Raw genomic sequence first — 25938 nt, forward strand, 5'->3', positions numbered from 1 at the left:
TTGAGAAGTGACGCGCACGAATGGGTGCAGCATAAAGGCAGAAGCCGGAGGCCGATAGCGACGTGTTGATCACGGCTTCGTACTTCCGGCTTCGAATAACGCTCTGACCCGCAATGATCAGCCAAGCTGTTCCATGACGTCGTCAGGGATCTCCGCGTTGGAATAGACGTTTTGCACGTCATCCAGATCTTCAAGCATATCGATCAGCTTGAGCACCTTTTCTGCGGTTTCCAGGTCGAGCACGGCACTGGTGGTCGGCAACATGACGATTTCCGCATCAGTCGCCTTGAAACCGGCGGCGTCCAATGCGTTACGCACGGCATAGAAACCGGCAAACGACGTGAACACGTCAATAGAGCCGTCTTCGTGTGTGACCACGTCGTCGGCGTCCGCCTCCATCGCGGCTTCCATGAGCGCATCTTCATTGACGCCTGCCGCGAACGACAGCTGCCCCTTGCGATCGAACAGGTAAGACACCGAACCGTCGGTACCCAAATTGCCGCCGCATTTGACGAAGGCATGGCGAACCGCCGCTGCAGTGCGGTTGCGATTGTCGGTCATGGTTTCGACCATGATCGCTACGCCGCCCGGCCCGTAGCCTTCGTAACCCAGCTCCTCGACATCATCGCCGTCAGCAGCACCGGCCCCTCGGGCAACGGCACGGTCGATGGTGTCGCGGGTCATGTTCGCACCCAGCGCCTTGTCCAGCGCCAGTCGCAAGCGTGGGTTGGAACTTGGATCGCCACCGCCTTGACGGGCGGCGACGGTCAGTTCACGAATCCACTTGGTGAAGATCTTGCCCTTCTTGGCATCCTGACGCTCTTTGCGGTGCTTGATGTTCGCCCACTTAGAATGACCAGCCATAACTCGCTCCGAATGCTTACGCAACGCTTGCACCTTTCGCTCCATGACGGCGAGCGAAAGACTTTCACTATTCCATAACGAACAAAGGCGCACCGACCCCGTCAACCACCCGGTGTGATGCGCCTTCTTCAGCTATTACTCAGCCTTTGGCTGTTCGCGCAAGCGGATGTGCAATTCACGCAACTGCTTGGCATCGACTTCGCCCGGAGCCTGGGTCATGACATCGGCTGCGCTCTGGGTTTTCGGGAAGGCGATCACTTCACGGATCGACTGGGCGCCGGTCATCAGCATCACCAGACGGTCCAGACCGAAGGCCAGACCACCGTGCGGTGGCGCGCCGAATTTCAGTGCATCGAGCAGGAAGCCGAACTTCTCTTGCTGTTCGTCTTCGCTGATGCCCAACAGACGGAATACCGCTTGCTGCATTTCCTTGCGATGGATACGGATCGAGCCGCCGCCCAACTCGGTGCCGTTGAGGACCATGTCGTAAGCGCGGGACAACGCCGTTGCCGGGTTGGCTTCAAGCTCTTCCGGCGTGCATTTCGGTGCAGTGAACGGGTGGTGCAGCGCGGTGAAGCTACCGTCGTCGTTCTCTTCGAACATCGGGAAGTCAACGACCCACATCGGCGCCCATTCGCAGGTGTGCAGCTTCAGGTCGTTACCGATCTTGATCCGCAGCGCGCCGAGGGCTTCGCTGACAATCTTCGATTTGTCGGCACCGAAGAACACGATGTCACCATCGACAGCACCCACACGATCCAGAATCACCTTGAGGTTTTCCTCAGGGATGAACTTGACGATTGGCGACTGCAGGCCTTCCGCACCTTTGGCACGTTCGTTGACCTTGATGTAGGCCAGGCCCTTGGCACCGTAGATGCTGACGAACTTGGTGTAGTCGTCGATCTGGCTGCGCGGCATGCTCGCGGCACCCGGTACACGCAGGGCGGCAACACGACCTTTAGGATCGTTGGCCGGGCCGCTGAACACCTTGAATTCCACGGCATTGAGCTGGTCCGCAACGTCTACCAGTTCCAGCGGGTTGCGCAGGTCTGGCTTGTCGGAACCGTAGCGACGCATGGCTTCGGCGAAGGTCATGTGCGGGAACTCGTCGAATTCCAGGTCCAGCACTTCCTTGAACAACTGACGAATCATCTTCTCGGTGATACCGATGATATCGGCTTCGTTGAGGAAGCTGGTTTCGATGTCGATCTGGGTGAATTCCGGCTGGCGGTCAGCACGCAGGTCTTCGTCGCGGAAGCACTTGGCGATCTGGTAATAACGGTCGAAGCCGGCAACCATCAGCAACTGCTTGAACAGTTGTGGCGACTGCGGCAGAGCAAAGAAGCTGCCTGGGTGTGTGCGGCTAGGGACCAGGTAGTCACGAGCGCCTTCCGGCGTAGCACGGGTCAGGATCGGCGTCTCGACATCGAGGAAGCCGTTCTCGTCCAGGTAACGACGAATACTGGTGGTGATACGCGAACGTAGACGCAGCTTTTCAGCCATTTCCGGACGACGCAGATCAATGAAGCGATAACGCAGGCGAGTTTCTTCGCCGACGTCAGAGAATTCGTTCAACGGGAACGGAGGCGTTTCCGACTCGTTCAGGACTTCGAGTTCATAACCAAGAACCTCGATAGCACCAGAGGCCATGTTGGCGTTGACCGCGCCGGCTGGACGCGCACGTACCTTACCGGTGATCTTGACCACGTATTCGCTGCGCACACGATCGGCAGCTGCAAAGGTGTCAGCGCGATCAGGGTCGAACACCACCTGAGCCAGGCCTTCACGGTCACGGATATCGAGGAAAATAACCCCGCCATGATCTCGACGACGGTGGACCCATCCGCAAAGGGTAATTTCCTGGCCTTCCAGGCTCTCGTTCAGTTGGCCGCAATAATGGCTGCGCATCATGATGGTGTTTTCACTTCCCGTAATTCGAAATTCGGTGGAGCTCTCGCCCTTCGCTTGCGCTCAATAGTGCAAGAACCCTGGCATGCAGTTCAACCCGACGGCCTGCGCCCCGTAGTAAGGCGGGGGATTATATAGGGTAAATGGACACTGTGCAGCCGCCCGACCCGATCCCGACGACATAAGTGCCTGACGCCTGCCGCAAGACCGGGCAGCCCTCCCGCTCTAGACGGCTGCCGGCGCTCCCGGCTCGGCTTTCAGCAGATGCGCCACACACACTACGCGAATCAGACCACTGAAATTTTTCACGCCCCCGTGGCGCAGATGCACTTCACGATCGACATAAGAAAGCACAGCATTGACCGAACAGCTGTTCAACCGGGCGATTTCGGCCAGAATCGTCCAATACACCTCCTCCAGCCGCAGGCACGTCGCCAATCCGTTCAACCGAACCGATCGAGAGTGAGGACGCGCCAGGTTCATATTGAAGCTCTCGACAAAAGGGTCATCTTGTATATTCCCTGATCGACTGAAATCCTTGATCTGTTGTACCGCACGCCGAACCATTTAGTAGCCCCTTCGACTATCCATCTAAAATAACCACACCTTGCGTCGATATTGATAAATGCAAAGTTCACCCTCATATAAATCCAACAGAAGTTTCCTCGCCAGCAGCACAAGCACCCTAAGCCTGTAGGATATTGCGACATTTCAATGGCGATTAATGAACATCAGAAAACCACTAAGCCGTACAGGTCAACGGCCGGTCATTAATATATATGGCATTTTATGTTCAGCCGAAAACGGACGACAAAGCCGCGCTTCACCGCTGAAACATCCGATGGCAAGGCAGAGAAAAATCAGGAGGGGATTCAAGGTCAAGCAGCACGCCACACAAGGACGCAGGGGGATCAGGCAAGCGGCATCGACGACACCACCCGCCTGCCGCTGTTAGCGGGTCTCGAGCATGGAACGCAACATCCACGCGGTTTTTTCATGCACTTGCATGCGCTGGGTCAACAAGTCGGCCGTCGGCTCATCGCTGACTTTTTCAACCATCGGGAAAATACTGCGCGCTGTACGCGTGACCGCTTCCTGACCTTGAACCAGTTGTTTAATCATGTCTTCAGCCGCTGGCACGCCCTCCTCTTCCTTGATAGAAGTAAGACGCGCATAGGCGCTATAGGTACCCGGTGCAGGGAAGCCCAGCGCGCGAATACGTTCGGCCACCAGATCCACTGCCAACGCCAGTTCGTTATATTGCTCTTCGAACATCAGGTGCAGGGTACGAAACATCGGACCGCTGACGTTCCAGTGAAAATTATGGGTTTTCATATACAGCACGTACGTATCCGCCAATAGGCGAGAAAGACCGTCCACGATGTCTTTGCGATCGTCTTCGCCGATACCAATATCGATTGCCATGTTTTTCCCCTTTTGTAGGATGGTGTTACCTGGCCAGTGTGCGCCCCACTCTAGCAAGAGATTCGGTGCAAAGCAGCCCGCTATTACGCTATCGCCCTGTTACAAAAAGCCTATTCTTAGCGATAAGACACAAACGATCGCAGCCGATGGTGGCGTAGCGTGAAAAACGCTGAAACGACGGATAACCGGTCGCTTTTCAGAAAAGCCTTACAGGCAGTAACAAACACTCAATGGCACAAAAACCGCTCTAGAACAGCTGTTAGCGCGACACGCTGCTCCCTGGATACAGGCCTATTATCGATAAAGTCGTCCCCGGCGTCAGGCACGTGATTTGAGTAGCCCACGGCTTTGCTGTTAAATACACGCGTGTCGCTAGAGCCTGTCGTTGTGGTTCTAGTGCATAGGCTGACCCGATGTTCGTGCAGCACACCCCTGTCTCCAGCGCTTGCTCTTTTTATTCAGATGCATTCAGCGGTGTACCGAACGCAGCCAGCTATTTCCTCGTGATCCGTCTTAATGTGAGTTTATTAATATGTTGAAAATCGTCCACCTGCTAACGGGCGCAGCAGCCCTGCTGCTTTCCTTCATCCCCAGCCTGCGGAGCGAAGCGCTGTCTTCTTACCTCCTGCAACCCGACGCGCTTTACCTGGCGCTGTTCGGTCTACTCAACCTTGTCCTCGCCCCGGTCATTCCTTACTGGAATAAAGGTCCACGTCACCAACTGCAAAACCTGGTCAGCGCGCTGCTGGTAGTGGCCGTTATCCTGCAAATACTGACCCTGCTCGTTCCACTCCAAACCATCGCCGGCCAGCCCGCAATTATTGTCAGCCTGCTGGCAGTCCTTATCGCGGTGATCCTGCACCTGGGCGTCAGCTTCTATCGTTCCTCGCCCTCACCCTCACACATGGCGCCAAGCCACGACATGACCAACCGTGATACTGGCACCGTGAAGTGGTTTAACACCTCCAAGGGCTTTGGCTTTATCTCGCGCGACTCCGGCGACGATATTTTCGTGCACTTCCGCGCCATTCGCGGCGAAGGCCATCGCGTCCTGGTCGAAGGCCAGCGCGTGGAGTTCTCGGTGATGAATCGCGACAAAGGCTTGCAAGCCGAAGACGTGATTGCCGCACTGCCGCGCCGCTAACAACTAGAGCGCACTGGCAAAAAAAACCCGCCTCTCTCCAGGAGAAGGCGGGTTTTTTACGGCCCGAAATTCGCGCGGGTCAGTAATGCGGCGGCGGCGCCTCTTCTTCAGAGGTCTCAAACTGCCCACCCATCTCCTCCTGACGCTTCAGCAGCGCCGCCATCTGCAGCTGCAAGCGCTCGACCATTCGCTGCTGCCTGACCAGCACGTCGTTTAGCGCCTGGATCGTGTCGTCCTGGAAAGCCTGGCGGCTCTCCAACTCGTTGATACGCTCTTCGAGATTCATGATTACGCCTCCTCGAAACGGAAATCGTCCGACAACACACCACGCAAGCGATCGCGAATCGACGACAACTGCTCGGCTGTATAAGGCTGCGCCGGATGCTTCCCCCAAACCGGCGAAGGCCAGGCGGCGTCTTCACGGAAACGAACAATAACGTGCATATGTAGTTGGCTAACGACATTACCCAACGCCGCGATATTGAGCTTGTCGGCATTGAACGAGTCTTTGAGCACTTGCGCCAGCGCGGTGGTCTCCTGCCACAGTTGCAACTGATCGGCTGTCACAAGCTGAAACACTTCACTGATATCAGGTCGCCGCGGAACCAGAATGAACCACGGGTAATTCGAATCGTTGGATAACAACAAACGACACAGGGGGAAGTCCCCGATGACCGCTGTATCTTGGGCGAGACGCGAATCTAAAACGAACACCGCAGAACTCCTGATCGGCTGGTTATTTTTTAACCCGACGCCCGAAATGAACAGAGCGACCCGGCAATAGCAGCAGGATACTCGGGAATCAGGCGCCGTTCACTGCCCACTCTCCAAACACATTGGCGTGCATGTACCCGAGCAATTTAGTCCGACAACCCAACAGGGCAATGCGCCACAGGGAAAACAAGCCCGCGCACCAGCACAGGACGCATAACAAAGGTTTGCACCGGGATGACTCAATTTTTACACCTGGAAATCTCAGCGCTTGCTTCCCTTTATAAGCAACGCGCTTCCAATGCACCTCCCGAGGAACGGCGGCCCGTCATGCTTTTGCAAAAAAACCGCCGCAGAACTGCCGTCTAGACGCCTTATAGTCAATACCCCAGACCCAAGAACTGGCACCTGCGTAACACTACGCACCAAAACGACTCACATCCCGGCGCCAGGAGTGACACCGCATCCAAGATTTACCCAAAGCTCCGTCTAACGAGGTAACGTTTCGGAAGTTTTCTTAGCTGTCGAGCCTATTTTTTAGATTTTTTTAATGAAAATTTCATAAAATAAATATCTTTAAAAACAATGACTTAACAATCAATCGTTACGAACAGAAAACAAAATGTGAAAAAAACGTAATGTGCAGCTAACTTTGTGCACGGTTGTTGCTTTGTCACCCACCATGTCAGCAAGGAGGCTCGCTGCGAGGCAAGCGCTTTGGGGACGAATAAAAACGGAAGCGCTGCATGCAGGGAGTGTTTTGAAGGATGGCACATAGACTGTTTTTACCTATGCTTAAGCCTTCAAAAAATACTGGCGTAGTTGCGGGGCTTCATCGTGAACACATACGTGAATGCGACATCTACAACCTACGTTTGCGACACGGCCGTAAAGATAGCGAAAGGTTAAAATTGCAACTATCGCCAATAGGGTCTGCGTGATATAAGTTTGCGCCGACACAAAAAGAAAGAGCCTCCCAGATAAAAAAACAGGTGGGAAGGCGGTAACTCTTCTTAAAAACCAAAGGAGCAAATCACGATGAGAGTGATGAAGTGGAGCGCAATCGCCCTTGCAGTTACTGCGGGCACTACCCAACTGGCAAGCGCAGCAGCGTTCGTCTCTGATCAAGCAGACGCCAAGGGTTTTGTTGAAGATAGCAGCCTGAACGTGCTGCTGCGGAACTACTACTTTAACCGCGACAACAAAGGTCACGATCCGGATGGCACACCTCACCATGACTCCATTGACTGGACTCAAGGTTTCCGTGGCAACTTCAGCTCCGGTTTCACCCAAGGTGTCGTCGGTTTCGGTGTTGACGCGTTCGGTTACCTGAGCGTCAAACTGGATGGCGGCGACGGCACCACCGGCACTAACAACTCGGCTATCAGCGCTCCAGATGCTAACGGCAAGACTCATGTGCAAGACAGCATGGGTAAAGCAGGCGCCGCTGTTAAGGTCCGCTTCTCGAAAACCCAGCTGACCTACGGCCAGCAGCAACCGACCACCTCACCAGTGTTCGCGATCGGCGGCTCGCGCGTCCTGCCGCAAACCGCTACCGGCTTCCAGTTGCAGAGCAGCGAAGTCAAAGGTCTTGACGTAGAAGGCGGTCACTTTACTTCCGCGTCCAGCGAAAGCCAGATGAACGCCGATGGCGAACTGGGGACGGCATATACCGGAATCAAGGCCAGGTCGATTGATTACGCAGGTGGCAAATACGCCATTACTGACAGTCTGTCGGTTTCGCTGTACGGCGCCAAACTGAAGGACATCTGGAACCAGTACTACACCAACGTCAACTACACCTTGCCACTGACCGACACCCAGTCGCTGGCGTTTGACTTCAACTACTACAACACCCGCGACTCCGGTGCAGCCAACGCTGGCGAAATCAACAACAACTCGTACTCGCTGCAAGCCGCTTACTCGTTCCTGACTGCACATACCGTAACTCTGGCTTTCCAGAAGATTAACGGTAGTCAGCCGTTCGACTACATCGGCGTAGGCGATAACGACCGTGGTGGCGACTCGATTTTCCTCGCCAACTCTATTCAATATTCCGACTTTAACAGCCCGGGTGAGAAGTCTGCTCAGATCCGCTATGACCTGAACATGGCCAGCTTTGGTGTTCCTGGTCTGACGTTCATGACCCGTTACGTTTACGGTTGGGACATCGACTACAGTAAAGGCAACCAGGACAGCCCTGGTTACGGCGGTTACTTCAACCCGGCTTTGACCGACGTACGTCACCACGAGACCAACCTGGAAGCCAAGTACGTTGTCCAGACTGGCCCAGTAAAAGACCTGTCGTTCCGTATCCGTCAAGCCTGGCACACTGCCGACGCTGGCCAGATCGACGGCGACACCAAAGAGTTCCGTCTGATCGTCGACTACCCGATCTCGATCTTGTAATCGCAATCAGCGTCTCGCTTCGAAAAAACCCGGCTGATGCCGGGTTTTTTTATGGGCTTAAACCACTGTTATCCCGATTTTGCTACACCGCCCCGCCCTGTACGCGATGGAATCACCACCGTACAATGCCGGGTCATATCCAGTCTCAGCAACCGACAACGGCCGACCATGCGTACCAGTCAATATTTGCTCGCCACACAGAAAGAAACCCCTTCCGATGCGGTCGTGGTCAGCCACCAGCTGATGCTGCGTGCCGGCATGATCCGCAAACTGGCTTCCGGCCTGTACACCTGGCTGCCCATGGGCCTGCGCGTATTGCGCAAGGTCGAAGCGGTGGTTCGCGAAGAGATGAACGCTGCGGGCGCGCTCGAAGTATTGATGCCGGGCATCCAGCCGGCCGAACTGTGGCAGGAATCCGGGCGCTGGGAACAGTACGGCCCTGAATTGCTGCGCATGAAAGACCGTCACGATCGCGAATTCTGCGCGGGCCCGACCCACGAAGAAGTGATCACCGATCTGGCGCGCAACGAGCTCAATAGCTATAAACAGTTGCCGATCAACATGTACCAGATCCAGACCAAATTCCGTGACGAGATCCGTCCACGCTTCGGTTTGATGCGCGGCCGCGAATTCATCATGAAGGATGCGTACTCGTTCCACGTCGATCAGCCTTCATTGCAAGCCACCTACGATCGCATGCACCTGGCGTACTGCAACGTGTTCACTCGCCTGGGCCTGAAATTCCGCCCGGTTGAAGCGGACAACGGCTCCATCGGCGGTGCTGGCTCCCACGAATTCCACGTATTGGCCGAATCCGGCGAAGACGACATCGTGTTCAGCGACAGCTCGGATTACGCAGCGAACATCGAGAAGGCCGAGGCCATTCCTCGGGAAACCTCGCGCGCGGCACCAAGCGAAGAACTGCGCCTGGTCGACACCCCGAACGCGAAAACCATCGCGCAACTGGTGGAAGGCTTCAACCTGCCGATCGAAAAAACCATCAAGACCCTGGTGGTCCATGCTGCAGAAGAAGGCAAGCTGGTTGCGCTGATCATTCGTGGCGACCACGAACTCAACGAAATTAAGGCGTCCAACCTGGAGCTGGTGGCCAGCCCGTTGGTCATGGCTTCCGAAGCCGAACTGCGCGACGCCATTGGCGCTGGTGCCGGTTCGCTGGGCCCACTGAACCTGCCACTGCCGTGCATTATCGACCGCTCGGTCGAGCTGATGAGCGACTTCGGTATCGGTGCCAACATCGACGACAAGCACTACTTCGGCGTCAACTGGGAGCGTGATCTGCCGGTTCCACAGGTTGCAGACCTGCGTAACGTGGTGGCTGGCGACCCAAGCCCGGACGGCAAAGGCACGCTGGAAATCAAACGCGGTATCGAAGTCGGGCATATCTTCCAACTCGGCACCAAGTACAGCGAAGCCCTGAAGTGCCAGGTGCTGGGCGAAAACGGCAAACCAGTGACCCTGACCATGGGTTGCTACGGTATTGGTGTTTCGCGCGTGGTAGCGGCAGCCATCGAGCAGAACAACGACGAAAACGGCATTATCTGGAACGATGCTCTCGCCCCGTTCCAGATTGCCCTGGTGCCGTTGCGTTATGAAACCGACGCCGTGCGCGAAGCCACTGACAAACTGTACGCCGAGCTGACTGCTGCCGGTTTCGAAGTCCTGCTGGACGATCGCGACAAGAAGACCAGCCCGGGTAACAAGTTTGCCGACATGGAACTGATTGGCATCCCGCACCGCATCGTGGTCAGCGACCGTGGTCTGGCCGAAGGCAATCTCGAGTACAAGAGCCGCACCGAAGCACAGCCGCAAGCACTGCCGGTTGCTGACGTACTGGCGTTTGTTCAAGCGCGCATCCGTCGCTAAGTCCGGGGCGCGCACGTGAATAACGTGCGCGCCTTCTCGTGACATAGTGAGAACCGCCCTTTCTGCATCAAGAGATCACATGTTCAAGCGAAGTACGTTAAGTCTCGGCGGTACCGCACTCTGCGGAGCCTTGCTTGCCAGTGGTTGCGCCAACCATCTGCAACAACGCAGCGAGCACGAAGAGCGCGTCGAGCGCAAACTGCTCGATCACACCCTGCAGGTCGATATCGGCGAGCCCAAATCGCTGGAGCTGCCGCAGCGGCGCATACGCATTCACGAGCAAAAGACCTTCGAAGTCACTGAGTTCGAAGTCACCCGCAACTATGACCGTTACACCCCCTATCAGCCCTGGCGTGAACTGTACGAAGTTCCTCTGGGCGCCGTGGCCATCGTCGCCGGGGTGGGCGCCAATATTCTCAATGTGTTCATGCTTGGGCACCTGCCCGACAGCGTGACCAAGGACTGGATCGACAACGGTGTGGCCGGGATCAACCCGTTCATGAACATACAATCCCATGGCCGGGCGCAGCAGAACCTTGCCAGTATCGATGAAGTTCAGCGCGACAGACGCACCGAATCCACCAGCCTGCCGTGGAGTGAACGCCCGGTCGAGGTCCAGGCCGGCACGCAAAGCTATACGCTGACGACCGATCGCAGTGGCGTTTTGCGCTTGAGCCTGCTCGACAGCCCATTTGCCGAGCAGGACCTGAGCCACGTCATGCGCTTACGGATTAGTGTCGAAGATGATCAGGACAACGTGCGCAGCGACATCTCCCTGCCCATCAGTGGCTCATTGCGCGGAAAACTGCTGGAAGCCCATGCACTGATCTACGACGACCTCGAAGATGACGATGTCAGCCAATGGGTGCATCGGGTCAAGCGCCTGTCGGAACTGGGCCTGGAAGAAGAAGCCAGTGAACTGGAGCAAAGCCTGATCGAACTGACCCATAACGATCCAGAACTGCAAAAGCAATTCCTCAAGTCGTTGACGCGGGATGCGGGACGGTTGGTGGCGGATCCACAGGCGAGTAATTGAGAATGGATTTTCTGTAGCCAACTTGTTGGCTCCTACACACCAGCTACCGCACAAACAACTCCAACTGCTCATGCGCCCCGCGCAAATCATGCAGGCGCACGCCTATCCCGAGCAGCCGCACCGGTTTTGCACCGCGCGCAAACGCCTGGGTCAGCAGTTGCTCGTAGCTGTCCAGGTCGCGCCCCGCGCCCGACTGCTCCAGCGTGGTCTGGGTAAAGTCGTAAAACTTCACTTTGACGAACGGCTTGCCCGCTCGGTAGCTGTCGCCGATACGCGCCATCCGCCCCGCCAGCGTTTCCAGCAAGTTCGGAAGCTTTTCCAGACAGCTCGCCAGATCGGGCAAGTCCGTGTCGTAGGTATTTTCCACACTGACTGACTGACGCCGGTTGTCGTTTTGCACCGGACGCTCATCAATCCCGCGCGCCAGGTTCCACAATCGTTCACCAAAGCTACCGAACTCTCGCACCAGCCCCAGCTTGTTCCAGTCACGCAGGTCAGTGCAGTTGATGATCCCCAACCGCCCCAGCTTATCGGCCGTAACCTTGCCCACCCCGTGTAATTTGTTCACGGCTAATTCAGCGACAAAATCCTCCACCTGCTCCGGGGTAATCACAAACAGCCCGTTGGGCTTTCTCCAGTCACTGGCGATCTTGGCCAGGAACTTGTTGGGCGCTACGCCGGCGGAGACGGTGATGTGCAGCTGATTGGAGACGCGGCGGCGGATGTCCTGGGCGATTCGCGTCGCGCTTCCGGCAAAATGACTGCTTTCGGAAACATCCAGGTACGCCTCATCCAGCGAAAGTGGCTCGATCAGCTCGGTGTAGTCGCGAAAGATCGTCTGAATTTCCCGGGAGGCTTCTTTATAAGCGTCCATGCGCGGCTTGACGATGGTCAGGTCCGGGCACAGCTTCAACGCATGGCGTGACGACATGGCAGAGCGTACGCCATAGGCACGCGCTTCGTAGTTACAGGTGGCAATCACCCCGCGATGATCCGCAGACCCGCCGACGGCCAACGGTTTGCCGGCCAGACGCGGGTCGTCGCGCATTTCTATGGCGGCATAGAAACAATCGCAGTCGACATGGATGATTTTGCGTTGCGTCATGAGCAGCGGGCATACGAGCAGTAGGACGACCAGTATCTCACTCACGCCGGGCTGAGGCACTCCTGATACAGCAGGCACTGTCGGAAAAGTCCTGAAAGCTTGCCCCTAAACTTGCCTGACAGCCCCGCCCGGCAAGCCCCTGAACCTGATCGGACGACCGCACAGCTTAGCTAAGCGTTTGAACAAAAAGCATTTTTTTAAAATTAGTGATTGACAGCCAGGCGTTCCACTGTAGAATGCCGACACACAGACGCGGGATGGAGCAGTCTGGTAGCTCGTCGGGCTCATAACCCGAAGGTCGTCGGTTCAAATCCGGCTCCCGCAACCAAACATCAAAAAAGGCTACTCGAAAGAGTGGCCTTTTTTGTATCTGCTGTCTCGTCCTGAATAAGGTTTACACCTTCTGACCTATCTTCAGGAGGATGTAATGGAATCAGGCAAAAGGCGGAGCCAGCGTGACTACACGCTAGCCTTTAAATTATCGGTCGTAGACCAAGTCGAAAAAGGCGAGTTGGGTTATAAAGAAGCCCAACGGCGCTATGGCATCCAAGGCCGGTCCACGGTGCTGGTCTGGTTACGCAAGCACGGTCGGCAGGACTGGAGCCTAGGCGCATCAATTCGAGAGCCGAGGAGCAGGTCCATGACCGAACCAAACCTCCCGTTGACGCCCGAGCAACGGATCAAAGAGCTTGAAGAACAGTTGGCGCTAAGCAACCAGAAAGCGCAGTTCTTTGAAGCTGTCGTGAACGTTCTGAAAAACGACTACGGTGTTTGCGTCGTAAAAAAGCGATCCGGCAAGTCCTCACCCAAGGGCAAATCAAAGACCTGAGCATTTCCAGGGCTTGCCAGTTCATGGGCATTTCCCGACAGGCATATTACAAACGTAACCGAGCGTTTGACGCGCGCGCGAAGAGCGCCCAAACCGTAATGGGCTTCGTTCTTGAGACGCGCCTTCAGTTGCCTCGGTTAGGTACTCGCAAGCTGCATAGTCTGATGCACTCAGAGCCCGACGAGGCCCTGAAGGTCGGTCGAGACCGGCTGTTTGATATCTTGCGTGACCGCCGTCAGCTGGTTCAGCGCAAGCGTGCCTATCACAAGACAACTGACAGCCATCATCGCTTTCGCCGACACCCCAACCTGCTCAAACCTGGCCCTAATCAGGCTGTGGCTACAGGTCCCGAGCAGGTTTGGGTCGCAGATATCACCTACTTGCCTACGCAGCAAAGTGTCGTTTATCTGAGCTTGGTGACGGACGCTTACTCTCGCAAGATTGTCGGCTATCACGTGCATGAAAGCCTGCACACGGCATCAGTCATCCAGGCAATGAGTAAAGCGCTGCGACAAAGGAAAACCGATCAGCTACTGGTTCATCACTCGGATAGAGGTGCCCAGTATTGCTCTGATCTTTACCAAAGGCTGCACGCCAAGCATGGCGTCAGGTGTTCGATGACCGATGGCTATGACTGCTATCAGAACGCGCTCGCAGAGCGTGTGAACGGCATTTTGAAAACAGAATTCTTGCTGCACCGCCCCAAGGACTTGGCTGATGCGACCCACATGGTTGGAGAGTCTGTAAGGATCTACAACGAGAAGCGGCCCCACCTAGCCTTGAAATACAAAACGCCCGATGCGGTGCATCGGGCGTTTTTGAAGTGAAACAGGTGTAAACCTATTTCAGGACTAGACATGCGTTTTACGGCCCCCTCGCCCTTCTCTCTATAAGCAGCTAATAAGATGAAAGGTGCGCCGAGGGCAAAAAGCCTTTGCACATCGACCACTTAGCCCGCCAACCCAGCTAATTTCGATTAATTGTCATTTGTTTAGCATTAACGGTTGACACTCTGGCGTTCGGCTGTAGAATGCCGCCACACAGACGCGGGATGGAGCAGTCTGGTAGCTCGTCGGGCTCATAACCCGAAGGTCGTCGGTTCAAATCCGGCTCCCGCAACCAAACATCGAAAAAGGCTGCTCGAAAGAGTGGCCTTTTTTGTGCCTGACTGAAAAGCACAGGAACAGTAGCCTAAAATGCTTGTCTGAATTGTCGATCCCATGGATAGGTATCTACCGACCAAACGTCGGCTGAAACGAATCCGCTACATTCGCCCGTTAGACTATGACGCGCTAATATTTCGAAAATATTTTTTGCGTAGGGATTGGTAACTTGTCTGTATACCTCCATCCTGTCGCGCACGATCCAAGGAGTGATTGATGCGCGCCAACTCGTCCGAAAACAATGAAGCTGTCACGGGTCCCCATCCGATTGCCCCTGCTCGCCTGCACTGGCTTGAACTGCTGAGCAAATATCGCCAACCGCTGGGTCTGGCGGTGACCTTGCTGCTATTCACCATTGCCCTGATTGCTTGCCGCCATCTGCTGAGTGAACTGGACCTGTACGCCCTGCATGATTCGTTGCTGAGCGTTCCCTTGCCTTCTTTGGGAGGCGCACTTGCCGCGACCGTTATCGGGTTTGTGGTACTGCTGGGCTACGAGTGGTCCGCCAGTCGTTACGCCAACGTTACGCTACCGCCTCGCACACTGATCCTCGGTGGCTTCACCGCGTTCGCCATTGGTAACGCGGTGGGCCTGTCGTTGCTGTCTGGCGGTTCTGTGCGCTACCGGTTGTACGCGCGCCATGGCCTCGGTCCGGCCGAAGTGGCACGCATGACACTGTTTGCCAGCCTGTCCCTCGGCTGCGCCCTGCCCCCCCTGGCTGCCCTAGCGACATTAAGCGATCTGTCGTCAGCCTCGGCGGCGTTGCACCTGTCGGTCACATTGTTGGCATCGGTGTCCATCGGCATCCTGGTGCTCAGTGCCTTGCTCGCTGCCGGTATCTATCGCCGTCGCCTTCCGGAACAACCCATTGCGCACAACCTGCTGGTGCGCGCCGGCCGTCGTACCTTGCGCCTCCCCGCACTGCGCCTGACCCTGATGCAATTGGTTATCACCGCTCTGGACGTCGCTGCCGCCGCCACGGTGCTCTACCTGCTGCTGCCCGATGCGCCGCCTTTTGGTGCCTTCGTCCTGATCTACCTGCTGGCTCTGGCCGCTGGCGTACTCAGCCACGTCCCTGGCGGCGTGGGTGTGTTCGAGGCCATCTTGCTGGCGGCGTTTGCCGATCAGCTTGGAGCCGCGCCACTGGCTGCCGCTCTGTTGCTATATCGCTTGATCTACGTCGTGCTGCCATTGTTGCTGGCATGTCTGGCGCTACTGTTCACCGAAGCCAAGCGCTTGTTGGCTACGCGCAATGCGATTCGCGTTGCCTCGGGCATGGGCGCGCCGATCCTCGCACTGTTGGTTTTTTTGTCCGGCGTGGTTCTGCTGTTTTCCGGCGCCACGCCAGAAATAGACTCTCGTCTGAAGCACCTCGGCTTTCTGCTGCCCCATCGCCTGATTGATGCCTCGCACTTTGGCGCCAGCCTGATCGGCGTGCTGTGCCTGCTGCTGGCACAAGGCTTGCGCCGCCGCTTGTCCGCTGCCTGGATGCTGACCACCGTGCTGTTGCTGGTCGGCGCGCTGCTGTCGTTGCTCAAGGGCTTCGACTGGGAAGAAGCCAGTCTGCTGATCCTGACCGCCAGTCTGCTGGCGATTTTTCGCCGCTCGTTCTATCGGCCAAGCCGCTTGCTCGAATTGCCGTTTTCGCCGTTGTATCTGGTCGCAAGCGTTTGCGTACTGGCCGCGTCGATCTGGTTACTGCTGTTCGCCTATCAGGATGTCCCCTATAGCCAAGAACTCTGGTGGCAGTTCACACTTAACTCCGACGCCCCGCGCGCCTTGCGTTCTGCGCTGGGCAGCGCCGTGTTGCTGGTGGTGGTTTCGCTGACCTGGCTGCTGCGCACCGCACGTCCGGTGATTACCTTGCCCGACGCCGCCGAACTGGCGATTGCCGCCAAGATCGTCAATGCTTCCAACCAGCCTGATGGCGGCCTGGTATTGACCGGCGACAAGGCACTGCTGCTGCATCCGAGCGGCAAAGCGTTCTTGATGTATGCCCGTCGTGGCCGTAGTCTCGTCGCGCTGTACGACCCAATCGGGCCGACCCAGCAACGCGCCGAGCTGATCTGGCAATTCCGTGACCTGTGTGATGTCCACCACGCGCGTCCTGTGTTTTATCAGGTACGTGCGGAAAACCTGCCGTTCTACATGGACATCGGCCTGACTGCGATCAAGCTGGGCGAGGAAGCCCGGGTCAACTTGCACACCTTTGACATTGAGTCCAAGGGCAAGGAAATGAAGGACCTGCGTTACACGTGGAACCGCGGCGGCCGGGACGGCCTGTCACTGGAGATCTACGAGGTAGGTCAGGCACCGCTGGATGAACTGAAGGTTATTTCCGATGCCTGGCTCACTGGCAAGAATGTCCGCGAGAAAGGCTTCTCCCTCGGACGTTTCAGCGAAGATTACTTGCAGCACTTCCGCATCGCGATCATCCATTTCGAAGGCAAGCCTGTCGCGTTTTCCAACCTGTTGGAAACGTCTCGGCACGATCTGGCCAGTCTCGACTTGATGCGGGCGCACCCGGATGCACCGAAGCTGACCATGGAATTCATGATGGTCGGCCTGATTCTGCACTACAAAGAACAAGGCTATGGACGCTTCAGCCTGGGCATGGTGCCACTTTCCGGCCTGCAACCGCGCCGGGGTGCACCACTGACCCAACGTCTCGGCTCAATGGTTTTCCGCCGTGGCGAGCAACTGTACAACTTTCAAGGATTGCGCCGTTTCAAAGACAAATTCCAGCCTGACTGGGAACCTCGCTATATGGCCGTGCCCGCCGGACTCGATCCGCTGGTTGCACTGGCTGATACTGCTGCCCTCATTGCGGGCGGCCTGACTGGATTGGTGAAACGCTAATGATTCAACGCTACTGGCGATTTTTGCTCGCAGCCCTGATTGTTCTCGCACTGGTACTTGGTTTTTGGCTGTGGAACCGCCCAGCCCCTGAAGCGCACCTTGAGCACCTGACCCTGGATGACGGCACCACGCTGATCCGTGTAACGCCGGGAGCCTCGGTCAAAGCCAACGTCGCCATCGCCTCTCTCGCGGACGAAGGCCTGACCGAGAAACAGTTGTTGGCGTTGAGCCAGGACGGTTTCGCCCAGGTCGTACAGGTGACGTTGCCCAAAGATGACTGCGCACTGCAGGAAAAGACCCTGACCGCTGCCCTGCAAAAACTGGACGGCCCTGCCACCATCGTCGGCGGCGTTGGCCCGGGCGCGACCCTGGCCTGGCGCTGGTTGGCGCAACAGACCGATGACAACGCGAAGGCGGTGTCGGTCGGCTTCAGCCTTGAACCGCCTGCGTGCAAAGACAATATTCCGCAATCGGCAGCGCACGGTCATTGGTACGCTGCCTGGAACGACGGCCCGGATGACGACGCGGCAAAACTGGTCCGTGACCAGCCCAACGCCGAGAACAGCATCAGCGACTACGACGTTCATCTGCCGCAACTGCTCAATACTCAATTGCGTCACCAGTTGATTGCCGATGACCATTCCGGCGGCCTGAACATTCCAGTCGTTGAAGTGCCGGCAGGCTCGACCAAAGACACCGTTACCCTGTTCCTTTCTGGCGACGGCGGCTGGCGCGACCTCGACCGCGACGTCGCGGGTGAAATGGCCAAGATTGGCTACCCAGTGGTCGGCATCGACACCCTGCGCTACTACTGGGAACACAAGTCGCCAGAGCAAAGCGCGCTGAACCTGACCGAACTGATGGCGCATTACCGGCAGAAGTGGGGCACCAAACGCTTCGTGCTGATGGGCTACTCGTTCGGCGCCGATGTGCTGCCGGCCATCTACAACCGCATGGCGCCGGAAGAGCAGAAGCGCGTTGACGCCATCGTGCTGCTGGCCTTCGCCCGTAGCGGCAGTTTCGAGATCCAGGTAGAGGGCTGGCTGGGCACCGCTGGCAAGGAAGCGGCTACCGGTCCCGAGATGGCCAAGCTGCCACCTGAGAAAGTGCTGTGCGTCTACGGCGCAGAAGAAGACGCCGAGAGCGGCTGCACCGAAGCGACCGCTGTGGGCGAGAAGCTCAAGCTACCGGGTGGTCATCACTTCGATGAGAACTACCCGGCGCTGGCCAAGCGCATGATCGAAGCTATTGATAAGCGCCAGACAAACCCGGTCGCCAAACAAGGCTGATCCTGCGGCGTTCTCTGAAGGCATAAAAAAGTCCCCGCAGCTTCGCAGCTCGGGGACTTTTTTGTTTCTGTGCACTGCACTGTCGGGCTGCAAACATCGTAGCAGTCCCGCCGCTCTTCCCTTACATCTCGACCTGCGTACCTAGCTCAATCACCCGGTTATACGGCAGATTGAAGAAGTGCAGGTTACCGTTGGCGTTCTTCAACATGAACGAGAACAACCCCTCGCGCCAACGGGACATTCCCATCAGTTTGGTCGCCTTGACCACCGTCTCGCGACTCAGGAAGTAGGTCGTGCGCATCGGGCCGAAGTCCAGTTCAGCGAGGTGGCACAGCTTAAGCGCTGCTGGCACATCTGGCTCATCGATGAAACCGAAGTGCAGGATCACCCGGTAGAAACCCTCGCCATAGGCTTCGACTTCGAACCGGCGGCTTGCAGGGACGCGCGGGGAATCTTCATAGACGACGGTCAGTAGCACCACTTGTTCATGCAGCACCTGGTTATGCAGCAGGTTATGCAACAACGCATGGGGCACCGCATCCGGTCGCGCCGTCAGAAACACCGCCGTGCCCTGCACCCGATGAGGCGGTTGCACGCGAATACTGCTGATAAAGATAGGCAGCGGCAGCCCGCCCTCCTCCAATCGCTCGACCAGCAGTTGCTTGCCCCGCTTCCACGTGGTCATCAGGATGAACAGGACGATACCTGCCAATACCGGGAATGCACCGCCCTGGACGATCTTCGGCACGTTGGCAGCAAAGAACAGACCGTCCACCAACAAAAAGCACAGCAGCACCGGTATGGCCAACAGCGGCGGCCATTTCCACAGCAGCAAGACCACCGAAGAGACCAGGATGGTAGTGATCAGCATGGTACCGGTTACCGCAACACCGTAGGCCGAGGCCAACGCGCTGGAAGACTCGAAACCCAGCACCAGCAGAATCACGCCGACCATCAACGACCAGTTCACCGCACCGATGTAAATCTGCCCTTGGGCGTCGCTGGACGTGTGCCGAATGTGCATACGCGGGATGTAACCCAACTGGATCGCCTGCAACGTCATGGAGAACGCGCCGGAAATCACCGCCTGCGATGCAATGACTGTCGCCAGGGTCGACAGGGCCACCAGCGGAATCAACGCCCAGCTTGGCGCCAACAGGTAGAACGGGTTACGCGCTGCTTCAGGATCGATGATCAGCAAAGCGCCCTGACCGAAATAGTTCAACACCAGCGCAGGCAGCACCAGGGCGAACCAGGCACGCGAGATAGGTTTGCGGCCGAAGTGGCCCATGTCGGCGTACAACGCCTCGGCACCGGTCAGCGACAGCACCACGGCGCCCAAAATGCTCACACCCACGCCCGGATGTAGCGCGAAGAATCGTACAGCCCACACGGGGTTAAGCGCTTCGAGTACCTCCGGATGCCGCAGGATCCCACTCAGGCCCAACACCGCCAGCACCCCAAACCAGGCGACCATCACCGGCCCAAACAGAACACCGATCCGTGCCGTACCGTGGCGCTGAATCAGAAACAGCCCCACCAGTACGATCAGTGACAATGGCACGACCCAGTGTTCAACCCCCTTGAACGCCAACTCCATACCTTCTACGGCCGAGAGTACGGAAATCGCCGGGGTAATCATGCTGTCGCCATAAAACAGCGCGGCACCAAACAAGCCGAAGACCACCAGCGCACTGCGCAGCCTGGGATACGGCGCCGCCGCCCGCCGAGCCTGCGCAGTCAGGGCCATGATGCCGCCTTCGCCCTGGTTGTCGGCACGCAGAATGAACAACACGTATTTAAGCGAAACCACCCAAATCAGAGACCAGAAGATCAGCGCCAGAATGCCAAGCACTCCATCGTGGTCCGCTCGCACCCCATACCCGCCAGAGAACACCGTTTGCAAGGTGTACAACGGGCTGGTACCGATATCGCCGTAAACCACACCGACGGCTGCGATCAGCAGACTGAACGGCTTTGCCGGATGATGCCCAGCTTCTGCCTGACTACTTGCCTGACCCATTAACCACTCCTACGAACAAAACCTGGGTTCTAAAAGCACAGCGTCGTACGCAAGCGATCGCCGTTTTTACAGATACCGTTCTACGCCATCACCGTGATTGGGCGTAACGCCGCGAAGCATAGCGCAGCACTCGTCGTAATTCTCTGCATAAAGCTGGTCAATCGACGGTCACGCCGCTAGAATTGCGAACTTTTTGATCAGAGGCGCACCCAGCGCCCATTCGGCGTCCCGGCCATTTGCCCGGAGGCCTACTTAATACCGAGGTTCGCCATGTCCACCGTCACTACGCCGTCCGCCCCAAAGGTTGGCTTCGTTTCCCTGGGTTGCCCTAAGGCCCTGGTCGATTCCGAGCGCATCCTTACTCAACTGCGCATGGAAGGCTACGAAGTCGTTGCCACCTATCAGGACGCCGACGTCGTGGTGGTCAACACCTGTGGTTTCATCGACTCCGCCAAGGCCGAGTCGCTGGAAGTGATCGGCGAAGCCCTGGCCGAAAACGGCAAAGTGATCGTGACTGGCTGCATGGGTGTCGAAGAAAGCGCGATCCGTCTGGTTCATCCTAGCGTGTTGGCGGTCACCGGCCCGCAGCAATACGAACAAGTGGTCAATGCGGTGCACGACGCCGTGCCGCCCAACAAAGATCACAACCCGCTGATCGACCTGGTGCCACCACAAGGCATCAAGCTGACACCGCGCCACTACGCGTACCTGAAGATTTCCGAGGGCTGCAACCACAGCTGCAGCTTCTGCATCATCCCGTCGATGCGTGGCAAGCTGGTCAGCCGCCCGGTCGGTGATGTGCTCGACGAAGCTCAACGTCTGGTCAAGGCCGGCGTTAAAGAGCTGCTGATCATTTCCCAGGACACCAGCGCCTACGGCGTCGACGTCAAATACCGCACCGGTTTCTGGAACGGCGCGCCGGTCAAGACCCGCATGACTGAACTCTGCGAAGCCCTCAGCTCGCTGGGCGTCTGGGTCCGCCTGCACTACGTTTACCCGTACCCGCACGTCGACGAGCTGATCCCGCTGATGGCCGCCGGGAAAATCCTGCCGTACCTGGACATCCCGTTCCAGCACGCCAGCCCGAAAATCCTCAAGGCGATGAAGCGTCCAGCGTTCGAAGACAAGACCTTGGCGCGGATCAAGAACTGGCGCGAAATCTGCCCGGACCTGATCATCCGTTCGACCTTCATCGTCGGCTTCCCCGGCGAAACCGAAGAAGACTTCCAGTACCTGCTCGAGTGGCTGACCGAAGCCCAGCTCGATCGCGTCGGCTGCTTCCAGTACTCCCCGGTCGAAGGCGCACCCGCCAACGCCCTGCAGGACCACGTGCCGGACGACATCAAGCAGGACCGCTGGGAACGCTTTATGGCGCACCAGCAGGAAATCAGCGCTGCACGCCTGCAAATGAAAGTCGGCAAAGAGATTGAAGTGCTGGTCGACGAAATCGACGAACACGGCGGCGCGGTAGGCCGTTGCTTCTTCGACGCCCCGGAAATCGACGGCAGCGTCTACATCGACAGCGACCAGGACCTCAAGCCAGGCGACAAAGTCATGTGCCGCGTCACCGCCGCTGACGAGTACGACCTGTGGGCTGAAACGATCTAATCGTTTGCTCTTGTAAAAAAGCCCTGCCCGTTAAACGGCGGGGCTTTTTTTTCCCTGCAGATTTCATGATGATGACAACGCGCCTCAGAAATCGACTAGAAAAGCAGTCGAGTCACGGACCGACACTTTTCGCCTCAGGAGACAGTTGTATGCGCCATCATTCAGTCATTCATACCCCCAGACAGAGTGACTACACGGAACTCGTGCGGATTTGGGAAGACTCGGTGCGAGCGACCCATGACTTCCTTCCCGAGTCTTACATCGCCATTCTCAAAACGCTGTTGCTGGATCAGTACCTGGACGCAGTGATGCTGATTTGCAGCAAAGACGCCCGCCAGCGCATCACCGGTTTTGCCGGCATTGCCGGGGGCAAGGTCGAGATGTTGTTTATTGATCCCGAATATCGCGGCCAAGGGGTGGGCAAGCAATTGCTGATGCACGCCATCAACCACTTCCACGCCGACTCACTGGACGTTAACGAGCAGAATGAACAGGCGCTGGGGTTTTATCTCAAGCTGGGCTTTGAAGTCATTGGCCGTTCCGAGCGTGACGGCATGGGCCAGCCGTATCCGCTGCTGCATATGCGCCTTGCCCAGCGGTTTTGATCGGTTTCCTCGAAGAAAACCCCACGATCGGACAACTATCTCGCAGGCATTTTCAATGGAGCCGCGATTAACGCGGCTCGCGCGGGTACAATGGCGGCCTTTCCTCTTATGTAACGGCTCTTTGTCATGACAGAACCCACTCGCCTTTCCAAACGCCTTATTGAGCTGGTCGGCTGTTCCCGCCGCGAGGCCGAGCTGTTTATCGAGGGCGGTTGGGTCACGGTGGATGGCGAAGTGATCGATGAACCGCAGTTCAAGGTCGACACGCAAAGCGTCGTGCTGGACCCGGAAGCCAAGGCCGACGCACCCGAGCCGGTGACCATTTTGCTGCACCAGCCGGCAAAGATTGACGCCGAAAGCGCGTTGCAACTGATCACCCCCGGCACGCTGTCTGACGAGCACCGTTTCGGCAAGCGTCCACTCAAGGGGCACTTCCTGCGCCTGTCACCGATTTCGACCTTGCAGGCCAACGCCAGCGGCTTGATGGTGTTCAGCCAGGACTGGAAAATCTTGCGCAAGCTGACCGACGACCGCAGCAAGATCGAACAGGAATACGTGGTCGAGATTTCCGGGGAGATGGCGCCTCACGGCCTGAACCGCCTCACGCACGGGTTGACCTACAAGGGCAAAGACCTGCCGCCGGTGAAAGCCAGTTGGCAAAACGAGAACCGCCTGCGCTTCGCGATGAAAAATCCGCAGCCCGGCATCATCGCCCTGCTCTGCGAAGCGGTCGGCCTCAAGGTCGTGTCGATTCGCCGGATCCGCATTGGCGGTGTGTCCATGGGCAAGCTGACGGAAGGCCAATGGCGTTATCTGTCCAGCAAAGAAAAGTTCTAATCCCTCTCATTTGAGCGTTGCGCGATTCAGTGCAACGCTGACTCAGTCTTATCAGGACCGTACACCATGATGAACAACGACGTACTGCGTAGCGTTCGCTACATGCTCGATATCAGCGATGGCAAGATCGTCGAGATCACCAAACTCGCCGGTTTCGACGTGACCAAGAGCGACGTTATCGCTTTCATGAAGAAAGACGAAGAAGAAGGCTACCTGGATTGCAGCGATGAAATCATGGCGCACTTCCTCGATGGCCTGGTGATCTTCAAGCGTGGCAAGGACGACAGCCGTCCTGCGCAAAAAGTCGAACTGCCAGTGACCAACAACAGCGTGCTGAAGAAATTGCGTGTGGCCTTCGAGCTGAAAGAAGACGACATGCACGCGATCCTCAAGTCGGCAGAGTTCCCCGTGTCGAAACCGGAGCTCAGCGCGCTGTTTCGCAAGTTCGGTCACACCAACTACCGCACCTGCGGCGATCAGTTGCTGCGTAACTTCCTCAAGGGCCTGACCCTGCGCGTTCGCGGCTGATTTCTGCACAGAGGCCGATGGCGACCATGACTTACAGCGTTTCCCCCGTCGGCTTTGTGCGCTCCTGCTTCAAGGAAAAATTCGCCATTCCACGTCAGCCACACCTGGCGCCCGCCGCACGCGGCGTCCTGGAACTGGTTGCGCCTTACGACAATGGCGATGCGGTGCAAGGCCTGGAACAGGTCAGTCATGTCTGGCTGCTGTTTTTGTTCCATCAGGCACTGGAAGACAAACCCCGACTGAAGGTTCGCCCGCCGCGTCTGGGCGGCAACCAGTCCATGGGCGTGTTCGCCACGCGAGCGACCCATCGCCCCAACGGCATCGGCCAATCGGTGGTCAAGCTGGACAAGGTCGAACCCGGGCGCCTGTGGTTGTCAGGCATCGATTTGCTGGACGGCACGCCGGTGCTGGATATCAAACCCTACGTGCCTTACGCCGACAGTGTCGCTGACGCCATTAACCGCATCGCCAGTGCCGCGCCGACGCTGATCCCGGTGGAGTGGGATGACGCTGCGCTACGCCAGGCCAACCAGCACGCACTGCGCCTGAACGAACCGCTGGTTGAACTGATCGAACAATGTCTGGCACAAGACCCACGTCCTGCATACCAAATTCCTACGCCAGAGCGCCGCTACGGCGCGCAACTGTGGGATCTTGATGTGCGTTGGCATTATCCGCAGTCCGGGCTTATACGCGTGCTGGAGGTCGTTCCAGCGGCATAACTCAGTTCTGCCAAACCTGAATACAAAAAAACCGCTCGACCCATGACGGAGGAGCGGTTTTTTTTGACCTGTCGGCCTGCGGCGCTGTTACTTCTCGACGAACGCGCGCTCGATCAGGTAATCGCCTGGCTCACGCATGCGCGGGGAAACCTTCAGGCCGAAGCTGTTCAGCACTTCGCTGGTCTCATCGAGCATGCTTGGGCTGCCACACAGCATCGCGCGGTCGTCTTCGGGATTGATCGGCGGCAGACCAATATCAGTGAACAGCTTGCCGCTGCGCATCAGATCGGTCAGGCGGCCTTCGTTCTCGAACGGCTCGCGGGTCACGGTTGGGTAGTAGATCAGCTTGTCACGCAGGGCTTCACCGAAGAACTCGTTCTGCGGCAGGTGCTCGGTGATGAACTCACGGTAAGCGACTTCGTTCACGTAGCGCACGCCGTGGCACAGGATGATCTTCTCGAAACGCTCGTAGGTTTCAGGGTCCTGAATCACGCTCATGAACGGTGCCAGGCCGGTGCCGGTGCTGAGCAGATAAAGGTGTTTGCCCGGCTTGAGGTCGTCCAGCACCAGCGTACCCGTAGGCTTTTTGCTGATGATGATCTCGTCGCCTTCCTTCAAGTGCTGCAACTGCGAGGTCAGCGGACCATCCGGCACTTTGATGCTGAAGAACTCGAGATGCTCTTCCCAGTTCGGGCTGGCAATCGAGTAAGCGCGCATGAGCGGGCGCCCGTTAGGCTGCTGCAAGCCGATCATTACAAACTGACCGTTCTCGAAGCGCAGGCCTGGGTCACGGGTGCACTTGAAACTGAAGAGGGTGTCGTTCCAGTGATGGACGCTGAGGACACGCTCGTGGTTCATGTTGCTCATGTACGTGGGGCTCCTGAAAATTTTGCGTGCGCTGACAGTAAAGCGCCATTGCGCGTCATTCTAGTTGCAGACACAATATCTGTTAAATGGATTATCAAGATATAGGTTATCGGTTATATAGA

At 57.2% G+C, this 25938-nt stretch carries 21 protein-coding genes and 2 tRNA genes; 14 read left to right on the plus strand and 9 right to left on the minus strand.

The genetic code is table 11. The features are described 5' to 3' along the window. Positions 1-117: 117 nt before the first annotated feature. From ACF0H7_RS24260 to ACF0H7_RS24275, 4 genes are all read right to left on the minus strand, one after another. Positions 118-864 carry a YebC/PmpR family DNA-binding transcriptional regulator gene (locus ACF0H7_RS24260; RefSeq protein ID WP_397449381.1) on the minus strand — a complete coding sequence of 249 codons (747 nt, stop codon included), beginning with the start codon at positions 862-864 and terminating at the stop codon, positions 118-120. 135 nt (positions 865-999) lie between these two features. Further along, positions 1000-2775, minus strand: coding sequence for an aspartate--tRNA ligase (gene aspS, locus ACF0H7_RS24265; protein ID WP_397449382.1), 1776 nt, complete (start codon positions 2773-2775; stop codon positions 1000-1002). A 222-nt stretch (positions 2776-2997) separates the two neighbouring features. Continuing rightward, positions 2998-3339: a ribbon-helix-helix domain-containing protein gene (locus ACF0H7_RS24270; RefSeq protein ID WP_397449383.1), complete on the minus strand. Its 342-nt coding sequence runs from the start codon at positions 3337-3339 to the stop codon at positions 2998-3000. A 384-nt stretch (positions 3340-3723) separates the two neighbouring features. Further along, positions 3724-4197: a Dps family protein gene (locus ACF0H7_RS24275; RefSeq protein ID WP_397449384.1), complete on the minus strand. Its 474-nt coding sequence runs from the start codon at positions 4195-4197 to the stop codon at positions 3724-3726. A 532-nt stretch (positions 4198-4729) separates the two neighbouring features. Here ACF0H7_RS24275 and ACF0H7_RS24280 point away from each other — a divergent pair. After that, on the plus strand, positions 4730-5341 hold the full coding sequence (locus ACF0H7_RS24280) for a cold shock domain-containing protein membrane protein (RefSeq protein WP_397449385.1): 612 nt from the start codon (positions 4730-4732) through the stop codon (positions 5339-5341). Positions 5342-5420: 79 nt separating this feature from the next. Here ACF0H7_RS24280 and ACF0H7_RS24285 read toward each other — a convergent pair whose 3' ends face one another. Together ACF0H7_RS24285 and ACF0H7_RS24290 are read right to left on the minus strand one after the other, a co-directional pair. Continuing rightward, complete coding sequence (locus tag ACF0H7_RS24285; protein WP_397449386.1) at positions 5421-5627, minus strand: SlyX family protein; 207 nt, start codon at positions 5625-5627, stop codon at positions 5421-5423. Positions 5628-5629: 2 nt separating this feature from the next. Then, the gene (locus tag ACF0H7_RS24290; protein WP_397449387.1) at positions 5630-6055 is read right to left on the minus strand and encodes an HIT family protein; all 426 of its coding nucleotides are present in this window, start codon (positions 6053-6055) and stop codon (positions 5630-5632) included. Positions 6056-7090: 1035 nt separating this feature from the next. On the opposite strand from ACF0H7_RS24290, the gene ACF0H7_RS24295 reads away from it, so the two are divergent. From ACF0H7_RS24295 to ACF0H7_RS24305, 3 genes are all read left to right on the plus strand, one after another. Then, a complete protein-coding gene (locus ACF0H7_RS24295) occupies positions 7091-8461 on the plus strand; it encodes an OprD family porin (RefSeq protein WP_397449388.1) in 1371 nt (456 codons plus the stop codon). Between the two features lie 168 nt (positions 8462-8629). Beyond that, on the plus strand, positions 8630-10345 hold the full coding sequence (locus ACF0H7_RS24300) for a proline--tRNA ligase (RefSeq protein WP_397449389.1): 1716 nt from the start codon (positions 8630-8632) through the stop codon (positions 10343-10345). Between the two features lie 79 nt (positions 10346-10424). Next, positions 10425-11381: a hypothetical protein gene (locus ACF0H7_RS24305; protein WP_397449390.1), complete on the plus strand. Its 957-nt coding sequence runs from the start codon at positions 10425-10427 to the stop codon at positions 11379-11381. Between the two features lie 43 nt (positions 11382-11424). Here the strand turns inward: ACF0H7_RS24305 and dinB are convergent, their stop codons facing one another. After that, complete coding sequence (dinB, locus tag ACF0H7_RS24310; protein WP_397449391.1) at positions 11425-12486, minus strand: DNA polymerase IV; 1062 nt, start codon at positions 12484-12486, stop codon at positions 11425-11427. 251 nt (positions 12487-12737) lie between these two features. Between dinB and ACF0H7_RS24315 the strand changes: the two genes are divergently transcribed. From ACF0H7_RS24315 to ACF0H7_RS24335, 5 genes are all read left to right on the plus strand, one after another. Beyond that, a tRNA-Met gene (locus ACF0H7_RS24315) sits at positions 12738-12814 on the plus strand. Between the two features lie 99 nt (positions 12815-12913). Then, a protein-coding gene (locus ACF0H7_RS24320; RefSeq protein ID WP_397449392.1) for an IS3 family transposase occupies positions 12914-14142 on the plus strand; the annotation gives its coding sequence in 2 pieces (ribosomal slippage) (positions 12914-13265 and positions 13265-14142; 1230 coding nt in all). A gap of 218 nt (positions 14143-14360) precedes the next feature. Continuing rightward, positions 14361-14437: transfer RNA gene (locus ACF0H7_RS24325), tRNA-Met, on the plus strand. Between the two features lie 257 nt (positions 14438-14694). Then, positions 14695-17337: a bifunctional lysylphosphatidylglycerol flippase/synthetase MprF gene (mprF, locus tag ACF0H7_RS24330; RefSeq protein WP_397449393.1), complete on the plus strand. Its 2643-nt coding sequence runs from the start codon at positions 14695-14697 to the stop codon at positions 17335-17337. Further along, positions 17337-18626 (plus strand): virulence factor family protein, encoded by a 1290-nt coding sequence (locus ACF0H7_RS24335; RefSeq protein WP_397449394.1) that lies wholly within the window; start codon positions 17337-17339, stop codon positions 18624-18626. The genes mprF and ACF0H7_RS24335 overlap by 1 nt, the downstream gene beginning before the upstream one ends. Before the next feature lie 121 nt (positions 18627-18747). On the opposite strand, the gene ACF0H7_RS24340 is transcribed toward ACF0H7_RS24335, so the two are convergent. After that, on the minus strand, positions 18748-20649 hold the full coding sequence (locus ACF0H7_RS24340; RefSeq protein WP_397449395.1) for a potassium transporter Kup: 1902 nt from the start codon (positions 20647-20649) through the stop codon (positions 18748-18750). 270 nt (positions 20650-20919) lie between these two features. On the opposite strand from ACF0H7_RS24340, the gene rimO reads away from it, so the two are divergent. The 5 genes from rimO to tsaA all read left to right on the plus strand — a co-directional run bounded on the left by rimO (position 20920) and on the right by tsaA (position 24949). Further along, a complete protein-coding gene (rimO, locus tag ACF0H7_RS24345; protein ID WP_397449396.1) occupies positions 20920-22257 on the plus strand; it encodes a 30S ribosomal protein S12 methylthiotransferase RimO in 1338 nt (445 codons plus the stop codon). A 149-nt stretch (positions 22258-22406) separates the two neighbouring features. Next, positions 22407-22862: an acetyltransferase gene (locus tag ACF0H7_RS24350; RefSeq protein WP_397449397.1), complete on the plus strand. Its 456-nt coding sequence runs from the start codon at positions 22407-22409 to the stop codon at positions 22860-22862. Between the two features lie 126 nt (positions 22863-22988). Beyond that, positions 22989-23699, plus strand: coding sequence for an rRNA pseudouridine synthase (locus ACF0H7_RS24355; protein WP_397449398.1), 711 nt, complete (start codon positions 22989-22991; stop codon positions 23697-23699). 66 nt (positions 23700-23765) lie between these two features. Further along, positions 23766-24227: a DUF1456 family protein gene (locus ACF0H7_RS24360; RefSeq protein WP_397449399.1), complete on the plus strand. Its 462-nt coding sequence runs from the start codon at positions 23766-23768 to the stop codon at positions 24225-24227. A gap of 26 nt (positions 24228-24253) precedes the next feature. Next, positions 24254-24949, plus strand: a complete 696-nt coding sequence (gene tsaA, locus ACF0H7_RS24365; protein WP_397454006.1) for a tRNA (N6-threonylcarbamoyladenosine(37)-N6)-methyltransferase TrmO — start codon at positions 24254-24256, stop codon at positions 24947-24949. Positions 24950-25036: 87 nt separating this feature from the next. On the opposite strand, the gene ACF0H7_RS24370 is transcribed toward tsaA, so the two are convergent. Continuing rightward, positions 25037-25816 (minus strand): ferredoxin--NADP reductase, encoded by a 780-nt coding sequence (locus ACF0H7_RS24370; RefSeq protein ID WP_397449400.1) that lies wholly within the window; start codon positions 25814-25816, stop codon positions 25037-25039. Between the last annotated feature and the right edge of the window lie 122 nt (positions 25817-25938).

This window comes from Pseudomonas sp. NA-150, assembly GCF_044336365.1.
Classification (GTDB): Bacteria; Pseudomonadota; Gammaproteobacteria; order Pseudomonadales; family Pseudomonadaceae; genus Aquipseudomonas.

Bases quoted from the DNA above. Each gene is read 5' to 3' on its own strand.
- mprF (WP_397449393.1), top strand. From the start codon at position 14,695: ATGCGCGCCAACTCGTCCGAAAACAATGAAGCTGTCACGGGTCCCCAT.
- ACF0H7_RS24355 (WP_397449398.1), top strand. From the start codon at position 22,989: ATGACAGAACCCACTCGCCTTTCCAAACGCCTTATTGAGCTGGTCGGC.
- ACF0H7_RS24370 (WP_397449400.1), bottom strand. From the start codon at position 25,816: ATGAGCAACATGAACCACGAGCGTGTCCTCAGCGTCCATCACTGGAAC.
- ACF0H7_RS24285 (WP_397449386.1), bottom strand. From the start codon at position 5,627: ATGAATCTCGAAGAGCGTATCAACGAGTTGGAGAGCCGCCAGGCTTTC.
- aspS (WP_397449382.1), bottom strand. From the start codon at position 2,775: ATGATGCGCAGCCATTATTGCGGCCAACTGAACGAGAGCCTGGAAGGC.
- ACF0H7_RS24300 (WP_397449389.1), top strand. From the start codon at position 8,630: ATGCGTACCAGTCAATATTTGCTCGCCACACAGAAAGAAACCCCTTCC.
- tsaA (WP_397454006.1), top strand. From the start codon at position 24,254: ATGACTTACAGCGTTTCCCCCGTCGGCTTTGTGCGCTCCTGCTTCAAG.
- ACF0H7_RS24295 (WP_397449388.1), top strand. From the start codon at position 7,091: ATGAGAGTGATGAAGTGGAGCGCAATCGCCCTTGCAGTTACTGCGGGC.
- ACF0H7_RS24260 (WP_397449381.1), bottom strand. From the start codon at position 864: ATGGCTGGTCATTCTAAGTGGGCGAACATCAAGCACCGCAAAGAGCGT.
- ACF0H7_RS24350 (WP_397449397.1), top strand. From the start codon at position 22,407: ATGCGCCATCATTCAGTCATTCATACCCCCAGACAGAGTGACTACACG.
- ACF0H7_RS24360 (WP_397449399.1), top strand. From the start codon at position 23,766: ATGATGAACAACGACGTACTGCGTAGCGTTCGCTACATGCTCGATATC.
- ACF0H7_RS24280 (WP_397449385.1), top strand. From the start codon at position 4,730: ATGTTGAAAATCGTCCACCTGCTAACGGGCGCAGCAGCCCTGCTGCTT.
- ACF0H7_RS24275 (WP_397449384.1), bottom strand. From the start codon at position 4,197: ATGGCAATCGATATTGGTATCGGCGAAGACGATCGCAAAGACATCGTG.
- ACF0H7_RS24270 (WP_397449383.1), bottom strand. From the start codon at position 3,339: ATGGTTCGGCGTGCGGTACAACAGATCAAGGATTTCAGTCGATCAGGG.
- rimO (WP_397449396.1), top strand. From the start codon at position 20,920: ATGTCCACCGTCACTACGCCGTCCGCCCCAAAGGTTGGCTTCGTTTCC.
- dinB (WP_397449391.1), bottom strand. From the start codon at position 12,486: ATGACGCAACGCAAAATCATCCATGTCGACTGCGATTGTTTCTATGCC.
- ACF0H7_RS24305 (WP_397449390.1), top strand. From the start codon at position 10,425: ATGTTCAAGCGAAGTACGTTAAGTCTCGGCGGTACCGCACTCTGCGGA.
- ACF0H7_RS24340 (WP_397449395.1), bottom strand. From the start codon at position 20,649: ATGGGTCAGGCAAGTAGTCAGGCAGAAGCTGGGCATCATCCGGCAAAG.
- ACF0H7_RS24335 (WP_397449394.1), top strand. From the start codon at position 17,337: ATGATTCAACGCTACTGGCGATTTTTGCTCGCAGCCCTGATTGTTCTC.